Origin of the sequence: Corynebacterium sp. HMSC077G07 (assembly GCF_001809225.1) — a bacterium.
GTDB classification, from domain to species: Bacteria; Actinomycetota; Actinomycetes; order Mycobacteriales; family Mycobacteriaceae; genus Corynebacterium; species Corynebacterium jeikeium_D.
In genome coordinates, this window is sequence record NZ_KV796525.1 from 53,332 (window position 1) to 69,291 (window position 15,960).

Below are 15,960 nucleotides of genomic sequence, written 5' to 3' on the forward strand. Positions count from 1 at the left end.
GGTATGGTCGAGAACATGGAGCCGGATAACTCACCGGAAGAAGAAAAGGACCTGATCAGCGACGCTTTCTTCCGCATGCGCGATGCCGCTAAGGAGGGCGGTCACAAGTTACCGAATCTCCAGCGGCCACCGAAGAAGAAGGGCTCGTGGTCTGGCCTCGATAGCCGTGTGCCTGTGAAGGCCGCGGAGGGGATTGTTGCGGACGTCGATAAGCAGCGGGCAGCGCAAGCAGTGGTACGAGATCGTGCCGGTACGGTGATTTCGCCGAGCCTATTGAAGGAGGCGGGGATTCGGCTGTACCGGAAATATGACCGTCGACCTGCGCCGATTGGTGCGGTGCTGAATAAGGCAGTAGTTGATCGCGGCTGGCAGATCCATATTGCCCACGGTGTGATCATGACGGAGTGGGATTCGATGGTCGGCAAGGTTGTCGCGGAACACTCCCAGGTCAAGGAGTTCAAGGACGGCACTTTGGTGGTCGAGTGCCAATCGACAGCATGGGCAACACAGCTGCGGCTAGCACAGCGACAGGTTTTGAAGTCGATTGCGGAACGCGTCGGGGATGGAGTGGTTGAGGAAATTAAGGTGCTTGGGCCAAAAGCGCCGAATTGGCGCAAGGGCAAATTGCACATCGAGGGCCGAGGACCGCGTGATACTTATGGGTAAAGGTCGGTAAACGGTCTACGAATAGCCGTCGGTATGCGTAAAACTGCGAAATTTGGTCCTTTGAGCGCATCGGCTATATCCACAGTAGGGGACTACGTTGGGGTAAGATGGGCAGGAGAAAACCGGCAGGCGGTTCTTGAGACGTTATCGACTTCCAAACTAGCCAGACCTATCTAGTAGTCCTATGTAGTTCTGGCTGGCGCTGATAGCGCTTGACCGCCGGCCTATTTTTCGCGCGCTGACGAATGTTGCGCGGGGAGAGAACCAAGAATAGGAGACGCGCCGAACCGTGGCTGCTACCGAACATCAATATGACGCCTCATCGATTACCATCCTCGAGGGCCTCGAGGCCGTGCGTAAGCGGCCGGGTATGTACATTGGCTCAACTGGTGAGCGTGGCTTGCACCACCTGGTGTGGGAGGTTGTAGACAACTCCGTCGACGAGGCGATGGCGGGTTACGCCACCGATGTTGAGGTCACTCTGCTGGAAGACGGCGGCGTTCAGGTCCGCGATAACGGCCGTGGTATTCCTGTCGAAATGCACCCGTCGGGTATGCCGACGGTGCAGGTGGTTATGACTCAGCTGCACGCCGGCGGCAAGTTTGACTCCGAGTCCTACGCTGTTTCCGGTGGTCTGCACGGTGTGGGTATTTCGGTGGTTAACGCGCTGTCGACGCGTATGGAAACCGAGGTCATCCGTGATGGCTACACCTGGTACCAGAACTTCGACCAGGCCGTCCCGGAAGAAATTATCCGAGGTAAGAAGACTCGTGGTTCGGGCACCACACAGCGTTTCTGGCCGGACCCGGAGATTTTTGAGACCACCGATTTCAAGTTCGACACCATTTCTCGCCGCCTGCGCGAGATGGCGTTTTTGAACAAGGGCCTGACCATCACGTTGGTGGACAAGCGTGTCTCCGAGGAAGAGCTCGAGGCTGAGGCTCTGGCGGAGCAGGCGGAGACCGAATCCGCTGAAATCGCCAAGGATGCGGCTGAGGAGCAGAAGGAGCAGGCAGAGAAGACCACCAAGCCGAAGGAGCGCCGCAAGGTCTTCCACTACCCGAATGGTCTGCGGGATTATGTCGAGAATCTGAACAAGTCGAAGAACATCATCCACCCGACCATCATTTCCTTCGATGCTGCAGGTGACGGCCACGAGGTCGAGATTGCCATGCAGTGGAACTCGGGCTACTCCGAGTCGGTGCACACCTTCGCCAACACCATTAACACCATTGAGGGTGGCACCCACGAAGAGGGCTTCCGTTCTGCGTTGACATCGCTGATGAACCGCTATGCGCGTGAGCACCGACTGTTGAAGGAGAAGGAAAACAACCTCTCCGGTGAGGACTGCCGTGAAGGTCTTGCTGCCGTGATTTCGGTGAAGGTCGCCGATCCACAGTTCGAGGGCCAGACAAAGACGAAGCTGGGTAACACCGAGGTGCGTTCTTTCGTCCAGCGCATGACCAATGAGCACATCGGTCACTGGCTGGAGGCCAATCCGGCTGAGGCTAAGGCCATTGTTAACAAGGCCATTGCTTCGGCGCATGCCCGTCAGGCGGCTCGTAAGGCCCGCGACCTGGTGCGTCGTAAGTCCGCGACCGATCTTGGCGGTCTTCCGGGTAAGTTGGCGGACTGCCGTTCGAAGGACCCGAAGCAATCCGAGCTGTTCATCGTGGAGGGTGACTCCGCAGGTGGTTCTGCAAAGGCAGGCCGAAACTCGCTGTTCCAGGCCATTTTGCCGCTGCGCGGTAAGATTTTGAACGTCGAGAAGGCGCGCCTGGATAAGACGCTGAAGAACAACGAGGTCCAGGCTATTATTACGGCGCTGGGCACCGGTATTCACGACGAGTTCGACATCGAGAAGCTGCGCTACCACAAGATTGTGCTGATGGCCGATGCCGACGTTGATGGTCAGCACATTGCCACGCTGTTACTGACGCTGCTGTTCCGTCTGATGCGTCCGCTGATTGATGAAGGGCACGTCTACCTCGCCCAGCCACCGCTGTACAAGCTCAAGTGGGCCAAGGGTGAGCCGGGCTACGCCTACTCAGATGCTGAGCGCGATCAGCTGCTGGAAGAAGGACTTGCCGCCAACCGCAAGATCAACAAGGATGACGGTGTCCAGCGCTACAAGGGTCTCGGTGAGATGAACGCCGCCGAGCTGTGGGATACCACCATGGATCCGGATCACCGCGTGCTGCGTAAGGTCGCCCTCGAGGACGCGCAGAAGGCCGATGAACTGTTCACCATTCTGATGGGCGATGACGTCGCTTCACGACGTTCGTTTATTACCCGTAATGCGAAGGACGTTCGCTTCCTCGACGTCTAAGCCGATACCTAGTCTGGTTATCGGCTTGTCGGTTCCCCTGACAAAACCTCAGTTCAGCCATTAATGTTTATGAAATGGAAGATACTCGAGGAAGCATGGTCAACGGGGAACCGCCAGTCGAGCCACGTATTGTGCAGGAGACATTGCCCGATGGCTCCGTGACCCCGATGGCGCTTCGGACTCCCGAAGGTACGCCTCGGGGCATCGTCGTTATTTGGCCGGGCTTTGGCATGGGGGCTCGCTATTACCGGCCGATTGCCCAAGAGTTGCAGCGCCGAGGTTTTTGCGTCCTGACCTCGGAGCTGCGCGGCCAGGGTAACCAGACTGCGGTGGCCACCCGTGGCCACAACTGGGGCTACCAGGATCTTGCATCGGTGGATTACCCGTTGGCCGTGGCGCGTGCGCGTAAAGAGTTCGACCACCTCGCGGCAGGGGAGAGCACAGAGGAGAAGCTGCCGGTCTACCTGCTGTGTCATTCCATGGGCGGTCAGATTGCCTCGCTGTATCTGGCCCGACCGGAAGCGGACGTGGCCGGCGTAGTGATGGTCGGCTCCGGTACTCCGCACTACAACTGTTTTACTGGCAACGAGTACAAGCGGCTTCGCTACGGTGCACCGTTTATGCAGGTGGTGTCCCAGATCCTGGGCTATTGGCCAGCGGGCAGGCTTGATTTGGCCGGCTATGGCCGCCAGGCTCGTAACCATGTGGTGGAGTGGGCGCGGTTCTCGCGCACGGGTCTTCTGCGACCGCGCGGTGCGGATATCGACTACGCCGCTGAGATGCCGAAGGTGACCACCCCGGCGCTGCTGCTGAACTGTGGTGGTGACCGTGACTGCCCGGAGGCTTCCGCACAGGCGCTGGCACGGATGCTGCCGAATTCGGCAAAGTACGAGTTCATTGAGCAGCGGCTGGGCCACAATCGCTGGGCGCGTGAGCCACAGGCTGTGGTTGACCGTCTAGAGCAGTTTATTGAGGAAATTTAAACCGCAATTTTCCAGCTGGTAATCTGCGCTTCTTAACGTAGATGCCTATGGCAACTTCACCTAAAAATATATCTGAATTTTCCCGTCGGCACTTCCTGCAGACCGCCGCAGGAGTCGGTGCTGTCACCGCTGCGAGCACGCTGCTGCCGCCATCATTGCGCCATGCACTCGCGCAGCCCCGACCGGCTGGCTCCCTCGACCAGGTTGAGCACGTTGTCGTGTTGATGCAGGAAAACCGCTCTTTTGATCACTACTTCGGCACTCTCCGAGGTGTGCGGGGGTACAACGACAATTCCGCTTTGCCGGGCGTTTTCAACCAGAGTGGGGTCAGTCCATACCTGATTCGCAACGCCGCTAATCGCGGTGATCTCTCGGTGGAGTACATTGCAAGTTTGCCGCACGGTTGGGAAGACGGGCAGGTTGCACTAAACGGCGGCCGCTGTAACGGCTGGATCGAGGCCAAGGGCAAGGGCACGATGGCCTGTTATGACCGCCAGGACATCGCGTTCCAATTCGCTCTCGCAGAGACGTTCACTATCTGCGATGGTTACTTTTCCTCGATGCCTACGTCGACAAGCCCGAACCGCAACTACCTGTTTTCGGGTGATACCCGAAAGGAACCGTGGGGGACTGGAGCGGTTGGCAATGCGGCGTACGAGCCGACGCACCCGGGGTACAGGTGGCGCACGTATGCCGAGGATCTCTCGGCGGCTGGGGTGCCATGGCGCGTCTACCATGAGTGGGATAACTACACCGACAACAACCTGGATTTCTTCGCCGCGTTTCGAAATATTGGCCGCAAGGTCATTCGTGAGGCCGGGCTGCCTGGTCGCGACATGACGGGCTTCCACGAGAAGCTGCTGGAACTGGGCGATGGGATGCCGCCAACTGCAGAGCAGCAGGAGATGGTCGACCGCCTGAATGCCGCTGTGGAGAAGCTGCCTGAGGCGGAACGGAATCTCTACGATCGTGCGCTTTACCGTCGCCAGCCGGGCACGCTCGCTGATGCTTTCCGACGGGACGTTGAATCCGGACAGCTGCCAAAGGTGTCCTGGATTGTGCCGTCGGCCGCGGAAAGCGAGCACCCGGGAGCGTCCTCGCCGATTCAGTCGGCGAATATCACTTACCGCCTGTTGGATGCGTTGGCCTCCAACCCGGAGGTGTGGGCCAAGACCGTCTTCCTGATTAACTTTGACGAGTTTGATGGTTACTTCGACCATGTGGTGCCGCCGCTGCCGCCGAAGAATGAGCCGGGGGAGTGGTACCTGGGCAAGCCGAAGGGGCTCGGTTTCCGCGTCCCGATGACTGTCATTTCACCGTGGTCGGTGGGTGGTTTGGTGTCCTCAGAGGTCTTCGATCACACTTCGGTGATCCGTTTCCTGGAGCAAGTCACCGGCGTGAGCTGCGGAAATATCACTGATTGGCGTCGTCGGGTATGTGGTGATTTGGTATCCACACTGGACTTCTCGGCGTCTACGGGAATGCAGCTTCCAGAGCAGCCGGGACCAGCGCCGGAGTTTGTGAAGCGCTGGGAGGCGGAGCCGGCCGGTGACTATCCTGTGCAGGAGTCCGAGCAGGCGACCGCGCTGCCGACACCGTACCGGCTGCACGCCTACCTCAAAGGCGGCAATCTTGTGCTGGTCAATGACGGTTCCCGTGAGGCTGTTTTCGCTGTTTACAGTGGCAATAAGGTGGAGCATCACACGGTGCTCGGTACGTTAGAGCTGCGAATTGGACTCCTGGAGCGCGAACTTACCGTGTGCGGCCCGGACCGCTTCCTGCGTGTATTCAGCAAGACGGCGAAAGAGTTGCCGGAGGTCACTTTGGAGCACGCGGCGGGACGTGTTCTAGTTGGCGGGCAGGACCGGACGGCTGATTATGTCCGTGATGGTTGGTACGAGGTTGAGCTGGCTGAAGGTGAGGCCACGGCGTATTACACGGGCCGGCTGGAGTCCGGCAATCGCATTCCGACCAGCCCGTTTACCCGAAAGAGTGACTAGGCCCTGTCCCCGGCTAAGTGCCGCCTTTGACCAGATCCCACGTCTCTGCGAATGACAGCTCTTCGCCGTTGGTGGTGAGGAGTATGTGTGCAAGTAGTGCGCCCAGTGCGGTGTTGCCAAAACTTAGTGGTTTCACGTGAAACGTTGCGTAAGCGACCGCCTGCGCTGCCGCAGAAATCGCGGGAAAGCTACGGTGACCAGCAATGACTCCTGAGCTGGCGGCGACAATAGCGCTGATTGTCCACGGCCTCGCAAGTGTAGCGTCGGCCAATTCCGGCACTGTGGCCACCAGTTCATCGGTAGCCGCCAGGATAGCGGCCTCGCTGAGAGGCTGAATCTGAGGCGCGCTCATTCTTGTACTCCGCGGGGCCTTGGGGAGCTCAACTTTCGCAGCAGCGCCATGTCGGTATCAATTACGCTTGCCGTAATTTCCCGGGCTTGACCTTGTTGAAGGGCTCTCGTGGCGGCGGATTCGATGGCGCGAATGACGGCCTCGTGTTTAGACACGCCCTCCATGTGCGCCAGCAGAGCCAAGGCGGTGTCCTGTTCTTTCGTGAGTCTCAAGGTCATCGCCATCGCATTTGCTCCCTGCTATCTAACTGCGCTTCTTAACTGCGCTAGTTTGTTTCTCGCTATCAGGCCTAAAACCCCAGATTTGATACCACAATGGTATCGAAAAGTTGCACACGGCGTCGAAAAGCGGGCTCTAAAGCCCTGTAGAATGGATGCGAACCTCTTTTAAGTAAAGGAAGCAGTCATTGAGCGACGATAACAACAACGACGGCTCATCTTTCGGAAGTGGAGTATTGGGCCACCAGGTTCGCCCGATCGACATCAATGAAGAGATGCAGTCGAGCTATATCGACTACGCCATGAGCGTGATTGTTGGCCGTGCGCTGCCGGAGATTCGTGATGGTCTCAAGCCGGTGCACCGCCGCATTCTCTACGCCATGTTCGACAACGGCTACCGCCCGGAGCGCGGCTATGTGAAGTCCGCAAAGCCGGTTTCGGACACGATGGGTAACTACCACCCGCACGGCGACAGCGCTATTTACGACACCATGGTGCGCATGGCGCAGCCGTGGTCCATGCGCTATCCGCTTGTTGACGGTCAGGGTAACTTCGGCTCCCGCGGTGACGACGGTCCCGCAGCTATGCGTTACACCGAGGCCCGTCTGACGCCGTTGGCCATGGAAATGGTGCGCGACATTCGCGAAAACACCGTCGATTTCCAGCCGAACTACGACGGTCGTACGACAGAGCCTGTGATTCTGCCGTCGCGTGTCCCGCAGCTGTTGATGAACGGCTCTGGCGGTATTGCCGTCGGTATGGCCACCAACATCCCACCGCACAACCTCCGTGAGGTCGCGGATGCCATCAACTGGTGCCTGGACAACCCGGAAGCGGATGAAAAGACCACGCTGGATGCGGTCATGGAACGCATCAAGGGCCCGGATTTCCCAACTGCCGCCCAAATTGTCGGCGATAAGGGCATCAAGGAGGCCTACACCACCGGCCGTGGTTCGATTCGCATGCGCGGTGTGACCTCGATTGAGCAGGAGGGCACTCGTCAGTCGATTGTCATCACTGAGCTGCCGTACCAGGTCAACCCGGACCGCATGATTGCCAACATCGCGGATCAGGTCAAGGACGGGCGTCTGCAGGGCATTGCCTCGATTGATGACGAATCTGACCTGAAGTGGGGCATGCGTATCGTCGTCAAGCTCAAGCGCGACGCCGTGCCGCGTGTGGTGCTGAACAACCTGTACAAGCACTCCCAGCTGCAGACCAGCTTCGGTGCGAACATGCTCGCCATCGTCGACGGTGTGCCTCGTACGCTGCGCATTGACCAGATGGTGACGCTGTATGTCGCCCACCAGATTGAGGTCATCGTTCGACGGACCCAGTTCCGCCTGGACGAGAAGGAAAAGCGCGCCCATATCCTGCGTGGCCTGGTCAAGGCCCTGGATATGTTGGACGAGGTCATCGCTCTGATTCGCCGGTCTGCCACGGTTGATACCGCGCGCACGGGCCTGATGGGTCTGCTCGAAATCGACGAGATTCAGGCTGACGCCATTTTGGCGATGCAGCTGCGTCGTCTGGCTGCTCTGGAGCGCCAGAAGATTATTGACGAGTTGGCTGAGATCGAGCTTGAGATCGCCGACCTGAAGGACATCCTGGCTAACCCGGAGCGTCAGCGCGCCATCGTCAAGGAAGAGCTGACCGAGGTTGTGGAGAAGTACGGCGATGACCGTCGTACCCAGATTGTGGCCGCTGAGGGCGATGTCACCGAAGAGGACCTCATCGCCCGCGAAAACGTGGTTGTGACCATTACTTCCACGGGCTACGCCAAGCGCACCAAGGTCGATGCCTACAAGGCCCAGCGCCGTGGTGGCAAGGGCGTGCGCGGTGCGGATCTGAAGCAGGACGACATTGTCCGCCACTTCTTCGTCTGCTCCACGCACGACTGGATTCTGTTCTTCACCAACAAGGGTCGCGTCTACCGTCTCAAGGCCTACGAACTGCCGGAGGCCACTCGCGCCGCCCGCGGCCAGCATGTCGCCAATCTGCTGGAGTTCCAGCCGGAGGAGCGCATCGCCGAGGTGCTGCAGATTCAGAGCTACCAGGACAGCCCGTACCTGGTGCTGGCCACCAGCGAGGGCAAGGTCAAGAAGTCTCGCCTGGAGGACTACGAGTCCGCTCGCTCCGCTGGCCTGATTGCCATCAACCTGCGCGAAGGCGACTCCCTCATCGGTGCCCGTCTGTGCTCTGCTGACGATGACCTGCTGCTCGTCTCCGAGCGCGGCCAGGCTATCCGCTTCACCGCCTCCGACGACGCGCTGCGCCCGATGGGCCGCGCCACTGCCGGTGTCCAGGGCATGCGCTTCAAGGGCGACGACAAGCTGCTCAGCATGGTCGTGGTCGAGGAAGAGCACAACCTGCTGGTCGCAACGACCGGCGGCTTCGGTAAGAAGACCAAGCTCAGCGAGTACACCCCGCAGAACCGCGGCGGTATGGGCGTGCTGACGCTCAAGTACGACCCGAAGCGTGGACCGCTGATGGGTGCCCTGGTGGTCGACAACGACGACGAAATCTTCGCTGTCACCTCCGCCGGCGACATCATCCGCACCAACGTCAACGAGATTCGCGCCACCTCGCGTGCCACCAAGGGCGTGCGCCTGGTCAACCTCGCTGACGGCGTGGAACTGCTGGCTATCGACCGCAACGTTGAGGATGAGGGTGAGGAGACCGCTTCCAAGGTCTCTGAGGCCGGAACCCTGGACGTAGTCCCGAAGCGCACCGGCGCCACCAAGAGCACCGGTGCCGCCGAGTCCGGTGACTCGGAGGCGGAGAAGGAGTAAGCGCATGGCCGAAACTAACTTGGTAGTCGACAAGGTGAGTCCCTGGTCCGCCATGCGCATTACGGCGGCCACTGGCTTCATTGGCTTCCTCGTCTGGCTTGCCGCGGTTGGCCTGCTCTACCTCTTGCTCTCCGGGATGGGATTGCTCGCTCCGATTAGTGAAATGATTGGCGGGGAGGATTCCATCAGCGCGGGTCTTGTCCTTGGCCTGGCGGCCGCTGTAGGAGCGCTGTGGTGGGTGCTGTCGATTGGGTTCATGGCCCTCGGCGCAGTCATCTACAACGCGTGCGGCGGTCTCGTCGGAGGTCTCAAGATTTCGCTTGCCGACGACAGCTAGGCTGCCTAGCCTCCCGCTGGCCCCGGTGTCACCCCCGTTCGGTGGCCCCGGGGCCGCGTTGGTTCAGAGGTGTTTTCAGCGATCTGGTCGTGGAGTAGCCGTAATAGCTACTTAATGACTGCTTTTTAACTCAATATTTAGGCCTCTGACCAGGCGATTTGTGAAGTGTCATGGTTACGGGTTAAGTTATATCTCGTTCCACGGGGCCTATAGCTCAGGCGGTTAGAGCACTTCGCTGATAACGAAGGGGTCGGAGGTTCAAGTCCTCCTAGGCCCACTGCCGAACAAGGTATAATTGCTCGGTGTACGGGGCTTTAGCTCAATTGGTAGAGCACCTGCTTTGCAAGCAGGAGGTCAGGGGTTCGATTCCCCTAAGCTCCACAAGGAACAAAATCCCCCGGTCGTAAGGCCGGGGGATTTTTGCGTTTTGGGGATGTAGAAGGGGAGGGGGCAAGAACGCCGAGTTACTGACTGCGTTTATGACAAAAATGGCGTGAAAAATGGCTTGAAACTGTCATAAACTTGCACAGTTTCACATTTGCAGCCCGTCTTTCTGAAGTTGTCAGGTTTGCTGCTTAACCAAAAACGCCCGACCGCCTGCGCATCAACTGCACAGAACAATCGGGCGTGAAAAGGCTTTTGGCTATCTAGCCGCCTATTTACTTCTTGCGAGCCTGACCCGGCTTCGGAGCCGGCTTGGACGGCTTGGAAGAGATCTTCTTAGCGTCGTCAGCGTTCTTCTTCTCGGTCTTGACCTCGTCGACCTTGATTTGAGCCTGCTTGGAAGCCTCTGCGGCCTTCTCCTCAGTGGTCTCCTTGGCCTCAGCAGCCTTGTCCTTGGCCTCGTCGGCCTTGTCGGCTGCCTTGCCCTTTACCTCTTCAGCCTTGTCCTTAGCCTCAGAAGCCTTCTCTTCAACGGTCTCCTTGACCTCTGCGGCCTTCTCTTCGACCTTGTGCTTAACTTCCTGGGCCTTCTGCTGGTACGGAGCTGGGTCAACCGGGAGCTTGTCGTCCTTGCGCAGCTTCCAAACGATGACACCGACGATTGCTGCAACAACAGCGAAGACCAGGGAAGCGGTTGCGATGCGACCGTTCTTGGCGCGCTGCTCTTCCTTACCGGTTACCTTGTCGATAGCCTTCTGGGTACGCACCTCGAGGTCCTTGCGAGCCTTCTTGGCCTTCTTTTCAGCCTTCTTAGCCTCGCAGCGAGCCTTGCAACGGGTCTTCTTGCCCTTGCGCTTAGCGTCCTTCTCGGCCTGCTTCGCAGCCTTCTTAGCCTGCTTCTTGGTCTCCTTGGACTTCTTCTCAACCTTGCCGGTCAGTTCTTCGGCCTGCTCAGCGAGCTGATCGCGGGCGTCGGAAACCTTTTCCTTAACGTCTTCCGCCCAATTGGTTGCTGCGTCCTTTGCTGCCTCGTTCTGTGCAGCTGCCACCTTCTTAGCCTCCTGCATCGTGTCGTAGAGCTCTGCAGCCTTCTTGTCCCGGTAATCCGAGTAGCTGTCGTAAGCGGACTTCAGTCCCTTGACAGCCAGCGAGATTGCGTTGGGGTTCATGACTCTCCTTTATTAGTGCGTCGCCAACAGGCATCGCCTTTAATTCTCAATCAATGATTAATACTGCTGCGGCGCCAGTGCCTCTGAGACCAAGATGCTTCTAAGTCCAAGAGCTAGGGCCCAGTTAGGCCTAGCGCCGAAATATTTGCAGCAGGCTCACATTCCAGCTTAGGCACTATTTGGCCTCCATGGGGGTCAACGAAGAACTCTTTTCCTTATCTTGAGAAACATTTTCGCTGGTTTCTGCCACGGAGAAACTCACCAGTAGGAGCAATTGGCCACCAAGGTCGGTATCCTAAGGAACGTGACTATTAAGACTGCTACTGCAACTGTGCACACCAACCATGGCGATATCGTGATTGACCTGTTCGGCAACCACGCGCCGAATACCGTCGACAACTTCATCGGCCTGGCAGAAGGCACCAAGGAGTACAAGGGGCAGAACGCCTCTGGCACCGAGTCCGGCCCGTTCTACGATGAGGCCATCTTCCACCGCATCATCGCTGGATTCATGATTCAGGGTGGTGACCCGCTGGGCACCGGCACCGGCGGCCCGGGCTACATGTTCGACGATGAGATTCACCCGGAGCTCCAGTTCGATCGTCCGTACCTGCTCGCTATGGCAAACGCCGGCAAGCGCGGCGGCCGTGGTACCAACGGTTCCCAGTTCTTCATCACCGTTGTTCCGACCCCGCACCTCAATGGCGCTCACACCATCTTCGGTGAGGTCGCTGATGATGCCTCGAAGAAGGTTGTCGACGAGATCGCTCGTGTGGCTACCGATCACTGGGATCGCCCGCTGGAGCCGGTCGTGATTACCTCCATCGACATCGAGAAGTAATCCGCTAGCTTCTACGCTCTTTAACCCGTCCGGTTGTTCCGGGCGGGTTTTTCATGCCCATTTTCGCTTTACGACGTCCCGTAACTTCAATGTTGTGTTTAGGGGTAGTGGGGGTAGTAGCACATCGTGTTGATTCTCCACATGTCCACAGCCCTGTGGAAAAAATACTCCACTGTTCACCTAGGTGAACACGGGCCAAGAAGCACGTTACGGGTTCCAATTTTCACAAATTACAACAATTCACAGTTGTCCACAGACTTGTGCACATGTGTGGATAATTCCATTCTTGTAATTTACGAACCAGCGTTCGAAAGTGGTCGAACTCCGCAGAATATTGGAGTTACGCACAACTTGACTTGCAACTATGTTACTTGTTCACAGAGTTATCCACAGGCTGTGGATACTGTGGACACAGGGGATAGAACCAAAGTTATCATGCTTTACGGTTTCTGTCACGTAACCCGTGAGAAATTTGGGACGAAATCTCTCCACAGTTATCCACAAATTACATGATTGTTACACAGGTTTCTGTGGATAACTTTTTTGCGCGATCAGTAGGAGGGAAATCCTCATTCGTCGAAAAACGTGTGGGAAACGGGTGTATTGACGGGGGTGAATTGACCTGGGTTTTTAGGTATGAAAAAAAGGCGCATCCAAAAGTGGATGCGCCTGAGGGGGTGCGATGTATTAGAGCTGACTAACGCCAACCCATAGTCATCAGCAGACCAACAATGAAAAGACCAAAGCCGATGACGTAGTTCCATGCGTTCAAAGTCACCATGAACGGAATATGCGGACCCGCGATGTAGTTGACCAGCAGCCAGCCCAAACCAATCAGCATGAACCCGAACATCAGCACCTTGTACCACACCGGCGTCTGAGTGCTGTTGATTTTGACCGGGGTACGGCTGACGGAGGAGCCACCGGATTGTGGTGAATTAGTGCTTTCGATCTTTGCCTTAGGCATAGCGCTTTAAACTCCTTAGGTTGTGGTCAGCAGGTTGCGATCAGCGCGGTATCTACACTCCCGCGGTATATGCATAATTGTAAACTTTGCATCCGAACTTACCAGTGAAGTTCGCAGGCAGTAGAATTCCCAGTTATGCAGATTCTCGTCGTCGATAACTATGACAGCTTCGTATTCAATCTGGTCCAGTACATAGGCCAGCTCGGCGAAACGGTTACTGTCTGGCGCAATGATGATGCGCGTCTCCGCGATGTTGACGACGTCGTAAAGCAATTTGATGCAATCCTACTGTCGCCCGGTCCCGGTGAGCCGTCTAATGCGGGGTGGACAGAGGACATTATTCGCGCGGTGAGCAGGCAGGACGAGCCGACACCGGTGTTGGGTGTGTGCTTGGGTCACCAGGCGATTGGTGAGGTCTTTGGTGCGCAGGTCGTGCGTGCCGACGAGCTGTTGCACGGCAAGACCTCCCCGGTCACTCATGACGGCACGGGTGTTCTGGCCGATGTGCCCAGTCCTTTTATTGCCACGCGCTACCACTCGTTGACGGTGGATCCGAAGACACTGCCGGAGGAACTCATTGCCACGGCATTCACGGATTCGGGCATGCTGATGGCGATGCGCCACCGCGACCTGCCGATTCACGGCGTGCAGTACCACCCGGAGTCAGTACTCACCCAGTACGGGCACCGCATGCTGGTCAATTGGCTGCGGCTGGCCGGCGGTGAGTACACCGAGGAACTCCTGGCGGAGTTGGAAGAGCAGCAGGCCGTGTACCAGCGCGCCTTCTCAGACGTGCTGGCACACTAGCCGCTAGTTAGGCAGCAGATCCGGCAGCCTTATGGGAGGTTCCGGAGCAGGCCGTTCCTCTGAAGAGCTCTCCGGGGCAACCCCCAGCCGGTAGACGCGCAGGGTGACCTCGCCGTCCTTGTTGACCTTGGAGCCGGCCGACGGGTCGGCCTTCTCCACGTGGTCGACCTTGGACAGATCCAGCGTGGTGACTTCCTCGGTGCGGATAGTTCCCTCGAAGCCGGCATTGGTGAGTGCCTTCTCCGCATCGCTGCGAGTCTGGCCCTCAACTCGTGGCATCTTAATTTGGTTGCCGCGCGAAACGTGCAGCTCGACAGTCGTTCCGACGGTGAGCTCCGTGCCCTTCTGGGGAACCTCAACAACGGTTCCCTGTTCCTCAGTGGAGTCAACCTCCACCACCTCGACAACGAAACCAGCGGATTCGAGGGTCGTGCGGGCGGAATCCAACCTCTGACCAGTGACATCCGGAACAGTCTTGGTCTCGATACCGGAGGAGACAGTCAAAGTTACACGGGTTCCCTTCGACACCTGAGAACCGGCAGCTGGAGACTGCTCGATGACATTGCCACGCGGAACGTCCTCACTCGGTTCCTCTTGCAGTTTCGGATTGACTACAAGCCCCGCCTCCTCGAGCAGGCGGCGAGCTTCCTCTGCCTGTTTGTCGCGCACATCCGGCACATTGGTCAACTCCGGGCCCGAAGATACGCGCAGCTTGATGCGAGATCCCTGCGGCAACCCCGATCCGACACCCGGTTCGGTGGCAATCACCGTGTCTCGGGGCACATCTGGGTTCGGCTCGTCGACGCGGTTGACCACGAAACCAGCCTGCTCGAGAACCTCCGTTGCCTCATTGACATTTAGACCCTCGACCTGCGGAATGGCAACGGTCTCGACCTCGGTGGACGAGTTGAAGAGCTGGTAGGCGCCGTAGCCGACACCGCCGAGAGCGACCAGCGCAGCAGCCGCCAGTGCGACAGTCTTTCCTGCGCCACCCTTCTTTTTCTCAGGCTCGTCAGTGTTAGCGATCTGAGCAGGGGCTTCCGGCTGGGCAGCCGCTCTCTCCGGTTCCGGAGCCGGAGCAGGGACAGCGGCCGGAGCCGGAGCCGGAGTTGCCTGCTGCGCAGGGGTCACCCGGGTCTCAGCATCCGACGGAGTTGCCGGAAGGAATTCGGTGGTCTTCGCATCGTCGTCATGCGCGCCGTGGTGCGCCAGCGCCAACGGATCCTCGCCGCGTGCAAGACGACGCAAATCCTGGGCGAAGTCCTCTGCGGAGTCGTAGCGCTCCATCGGATCCTTGGCCATCGCGGTCAACAGCACCGCGTCGAGGGCCTGAGCCGTGTTCGGGTCGGTGTTGAGCTTCCCTGAAGGCCGCGGCGGCTGGTCCTGAACGTGCTGGTAAGCGACAGAAAGAGGGGTTTCACCGGTGAATGGCGGGGCGCCCGTGACGGCCTCGAAAAGTACGCAGCCGACAGCGTAGATATCGGAACGGGCGTCGGCGGTCTTACCGCGCGCCTGCTCCGGCGAGAGGTATTGCGCGGTACCCAGCACCGCCGCAGTCTGCGTCATCGTGGTGGAATCACCGAGCGCGCGAGCGATGCCGAAGTCCATCACCTTCACCTTGCCGGTGTTGGTCAGCATGATGTTCGCTGGCTTGATGTCACGGTGAATAATGCCCGCATGGTGGGATGCCGTCAGCGCATCACACACCGATGCCATGATCGATGCGGCCTTCTTCGGGTCGAGCCGCCCCTCACGACGAACAAGATCACGCAGGGTCTCGCCCTGAATCAGCTCCATGACAATGAAAGGCACGCGCCCCATCGGGCTATCCGTCTCGCCGGTGTCGTACACCGACACGATCGACGGGTGATTCAGCAGCGCTGAGTTTTTCGCTTCACGACGGAACCTTGCGAGGAAGTTCTCATCCCTGGCAAGGTCGGCCCTCATCATCTTGACCGCGACAGAGCGACCGAGAACAGTATCTTCAGCGCGGTAGACATCGGACATGCCGCCAACGCCAATGAGCTCGCCGAGCCGATAACGGCCGGAGAGGAGATCGTCATTGCCAGACATTGTTCGTCAGTCCCTTCGGAAGGATTTCCACCAAAACATCTT

Annotated in this window: 13 protein-coding genes and 2 tRNA genes; 10 read left to right on the top strand and 5 right to left on the bottom strand. The window is 58.4% G+C overall.

Translation table 11 applies throughout. The annotated features are described in order from the left end of the window. Positions 1-3 precede the first annotated feature (3 nt). From HMPREF2562_RS02560 to HMPREF2562_RS02575, 4 genes are all read left to right on the top strand, one after another. Positions 4-666: a DciA family protein gene (locus tag HMPREF2562_RS02560; protein WP_049170117.1), complete on the top strand. Its 663-nt coding sequence runs from the start codon at positions 4-6 to the stop codon at positions 664-666. A 289-nt stretch (positions 667-955) separates the two neighbouring features. Beyond that, positions 956-2,995: a DNA topoisomerase (ATP-hydrolyzing) subunit B gene (gene gyrB, locus HMPREF2562_RS02565; protein ID WP_070549579.1), complete on the top strand. Its 2,040-nt coding sequence runs from the start codon at positions 956-958 to the stop codon at positions 2,993-2,995. A 74-nt stretch (positions 2,996-3,069) separates the two neighbouring features. Next, positions 3,070-3,978 carry an alpha/beta fold hydrolase gene (locus HMPREF2562_RS02570; RefSeq protein ID WP_370550191.1) on the top strand — a complete coding sequence of 303 codons (909 nt, stop codon included), beginning with the start codon at positions 3,070-3,072 and terminating at the stop codon, positions 3,976-3,978. 47 nt (positions 3,979-4,025) lie between these two features. Next, on the top strand, positions 4,026-5,978 hold the full coding sequence (locus HMPREF2562_RS02575) for an alkaline phosphatase family protein (RefSeq protein ID WP_070549581.1): 1,953 nt from the start codon (positions 4,026-4,028) through the stop codon (positions 5,976-5,978). Between the two features lie 13 nt (positions 5,979-5,991). Here the strand turns inward: HMPREF2562_RS02575 and HMPREF2562_RS02580 are convergent, their stop codons facing one another. Both HMPREF2562_RS02580 and HMPREF2562_RS11025 read right to left on the bottom strand, forming a co-directional pair. After that, positions 5,992-6,330, bottom strand: a complete 339-nt coding sequence (locus HMPREF2562_RS02580) for a hypothetical protein (protein ID WP_049170123.1) — start codon at positions 6,328-6,330, stop codon at positions 5,992-5,994. Further along, positions 6,327-6,554 (bottom strand): hypothetical protein, encoded by a 228-nt coding sequence (locus tag HMPREF2562_RS11025; RefSeq protein WP_049170125.1) that lies wholly within the window; start codon positions 6,552-6,554, stop codon positions 6,327-6,329. The genes HMPREF2562_RS02580 and HMPREF2562_RS11025 overlap by 4 nt, the downstream gene beginning before the upstream one ends. A gap of 269 nt (positions 6,555-6,823) precedes the next feature. On the opposite strand from HMPREF2562_RS11025, the gene gyrA reads away from it, so the two are divergent. The 4 genes from gyrA (at position 6,824) to HMPREF2562_RS02605 (ending at position 10,058) form a co-directional block, all read left to right on the top strand. Continuing rightward, the gene (gene gyrA / locus HMPREF2562_RS02590; RefSeq protein WP_246819321.1) at positions 6,824-9,340 is read left to right on the top strand and encodes a DNA gyrase subunit A; all 2,517 of its coding nucleotides are present in this window, start codon (positions 6,824-6,826) and stop codon (positions 9,338-9,340) included. Between the two features lie 4 nt (positions 9,341-9,344). Beyond that, positions 9,345-9,677 (top strand): DUF3566 domain-containing protein, encoded by a 333-nt coding sequence (locus tag HMPREF2562_RS02595; protein ID WP_038627114.1) that lies wholly within the window; start codon positions 9,345-9,347, stop codon positions 9,675-9,677. 203 nt (positions 9,678-9,880) lie between these two features. Next, positions 9,881-9,954, top strand: a tRNA-Ile gene (locus tag HMPREF2562_RS02600). A 31-nt stretch (positions 9,955-9,985) separates the two neighbouring features. Continuing rightward, positions 9,986-10,058 (top strand) — tRNA-Ala (locus HMPREF2562_RS02605). Positions 10,059-10,336: 278 nt separating this feature from the next. Here HMPREF2562_RS02605 and HMPREF2562_RS02610 read toward each other — a convergent pair. After that, positions 10,337-11,230, bottom strand: coding sequence for a hypothetical protein (locus tag HMPREF2562_RS02610; RefSeq protein WP_016421751.1), 894 nt, complete (start codon positions 11,228-11,230; stop codon positions 10,337-10,339). Positions 11,231-11,534: 304 nt separating this feature from the next. Between HMPREF2562_RS02610 and HMPREF2562_RS02615 the strand changes: the two genes are divergently transcribed. Further along, positions 11,535-12,071 (top strand): peptidylprolyl isomerase, encoded by a 537-nt coding sequence (locus HMPREF2562_RS02615; protein ID WP_369707163.1) that lies wholly within the window; start codon positions 11,535-11,537, stop codon positions 12,069-12,071. Between the two features lie 697 nt (positions 12,072-12,768). Here the strand turns inward: HMPREF2562_RS02615 and crgA are convergent. Beyond that, entirely contained in the window at positions 12,769-13,038 is a 270-nt protein-coding gene (gene crgA / locus HMPREF2562_RS02620; RefSeq protein WP_005511903.1) for a cell division protein CrgA, read from the bottom strand. Between the two features lie 135 nt (positions 13,039-13,173). Here crgA and HMPREF2562_RS02625 point away from each other — a divergent pair, with 135 nt between their 5' ends. Further along, on the top strand, positions 13,174-13,845 hold the full coding sequence (locus HMPREF2562_RS02625; protein WP_048731900.1) for an aminodeoxychorismate/anthranilate synthase component II: 672 nt from the start codon (positions 13,174-13,176) through the stop codon (positions 13,843-13,845). Positions 13,846-13,848: 3 nt separating this feature from the next. Here the strand turns inward: HMPREF2562_RS02625 and pknB are convergent, their stop codons facing one another. Continuing rightward, positions 13,849-15,918 carry a Stk1 family PASTA domain-containing Ser/Thr kinase gene (pknB, locus tag HMPREF2562_RS02630; protein WP_070549583.1) on the bottom strand — a complete coding sequence of 690 codons (2,070 nt, stop codon included), beginning with the start codon at positions 15,916-15,918 and terminating at the stop codon, positions 13,849-13,851. Positions 15,919-15,960 lie beyond the last annotated feature (42 nt).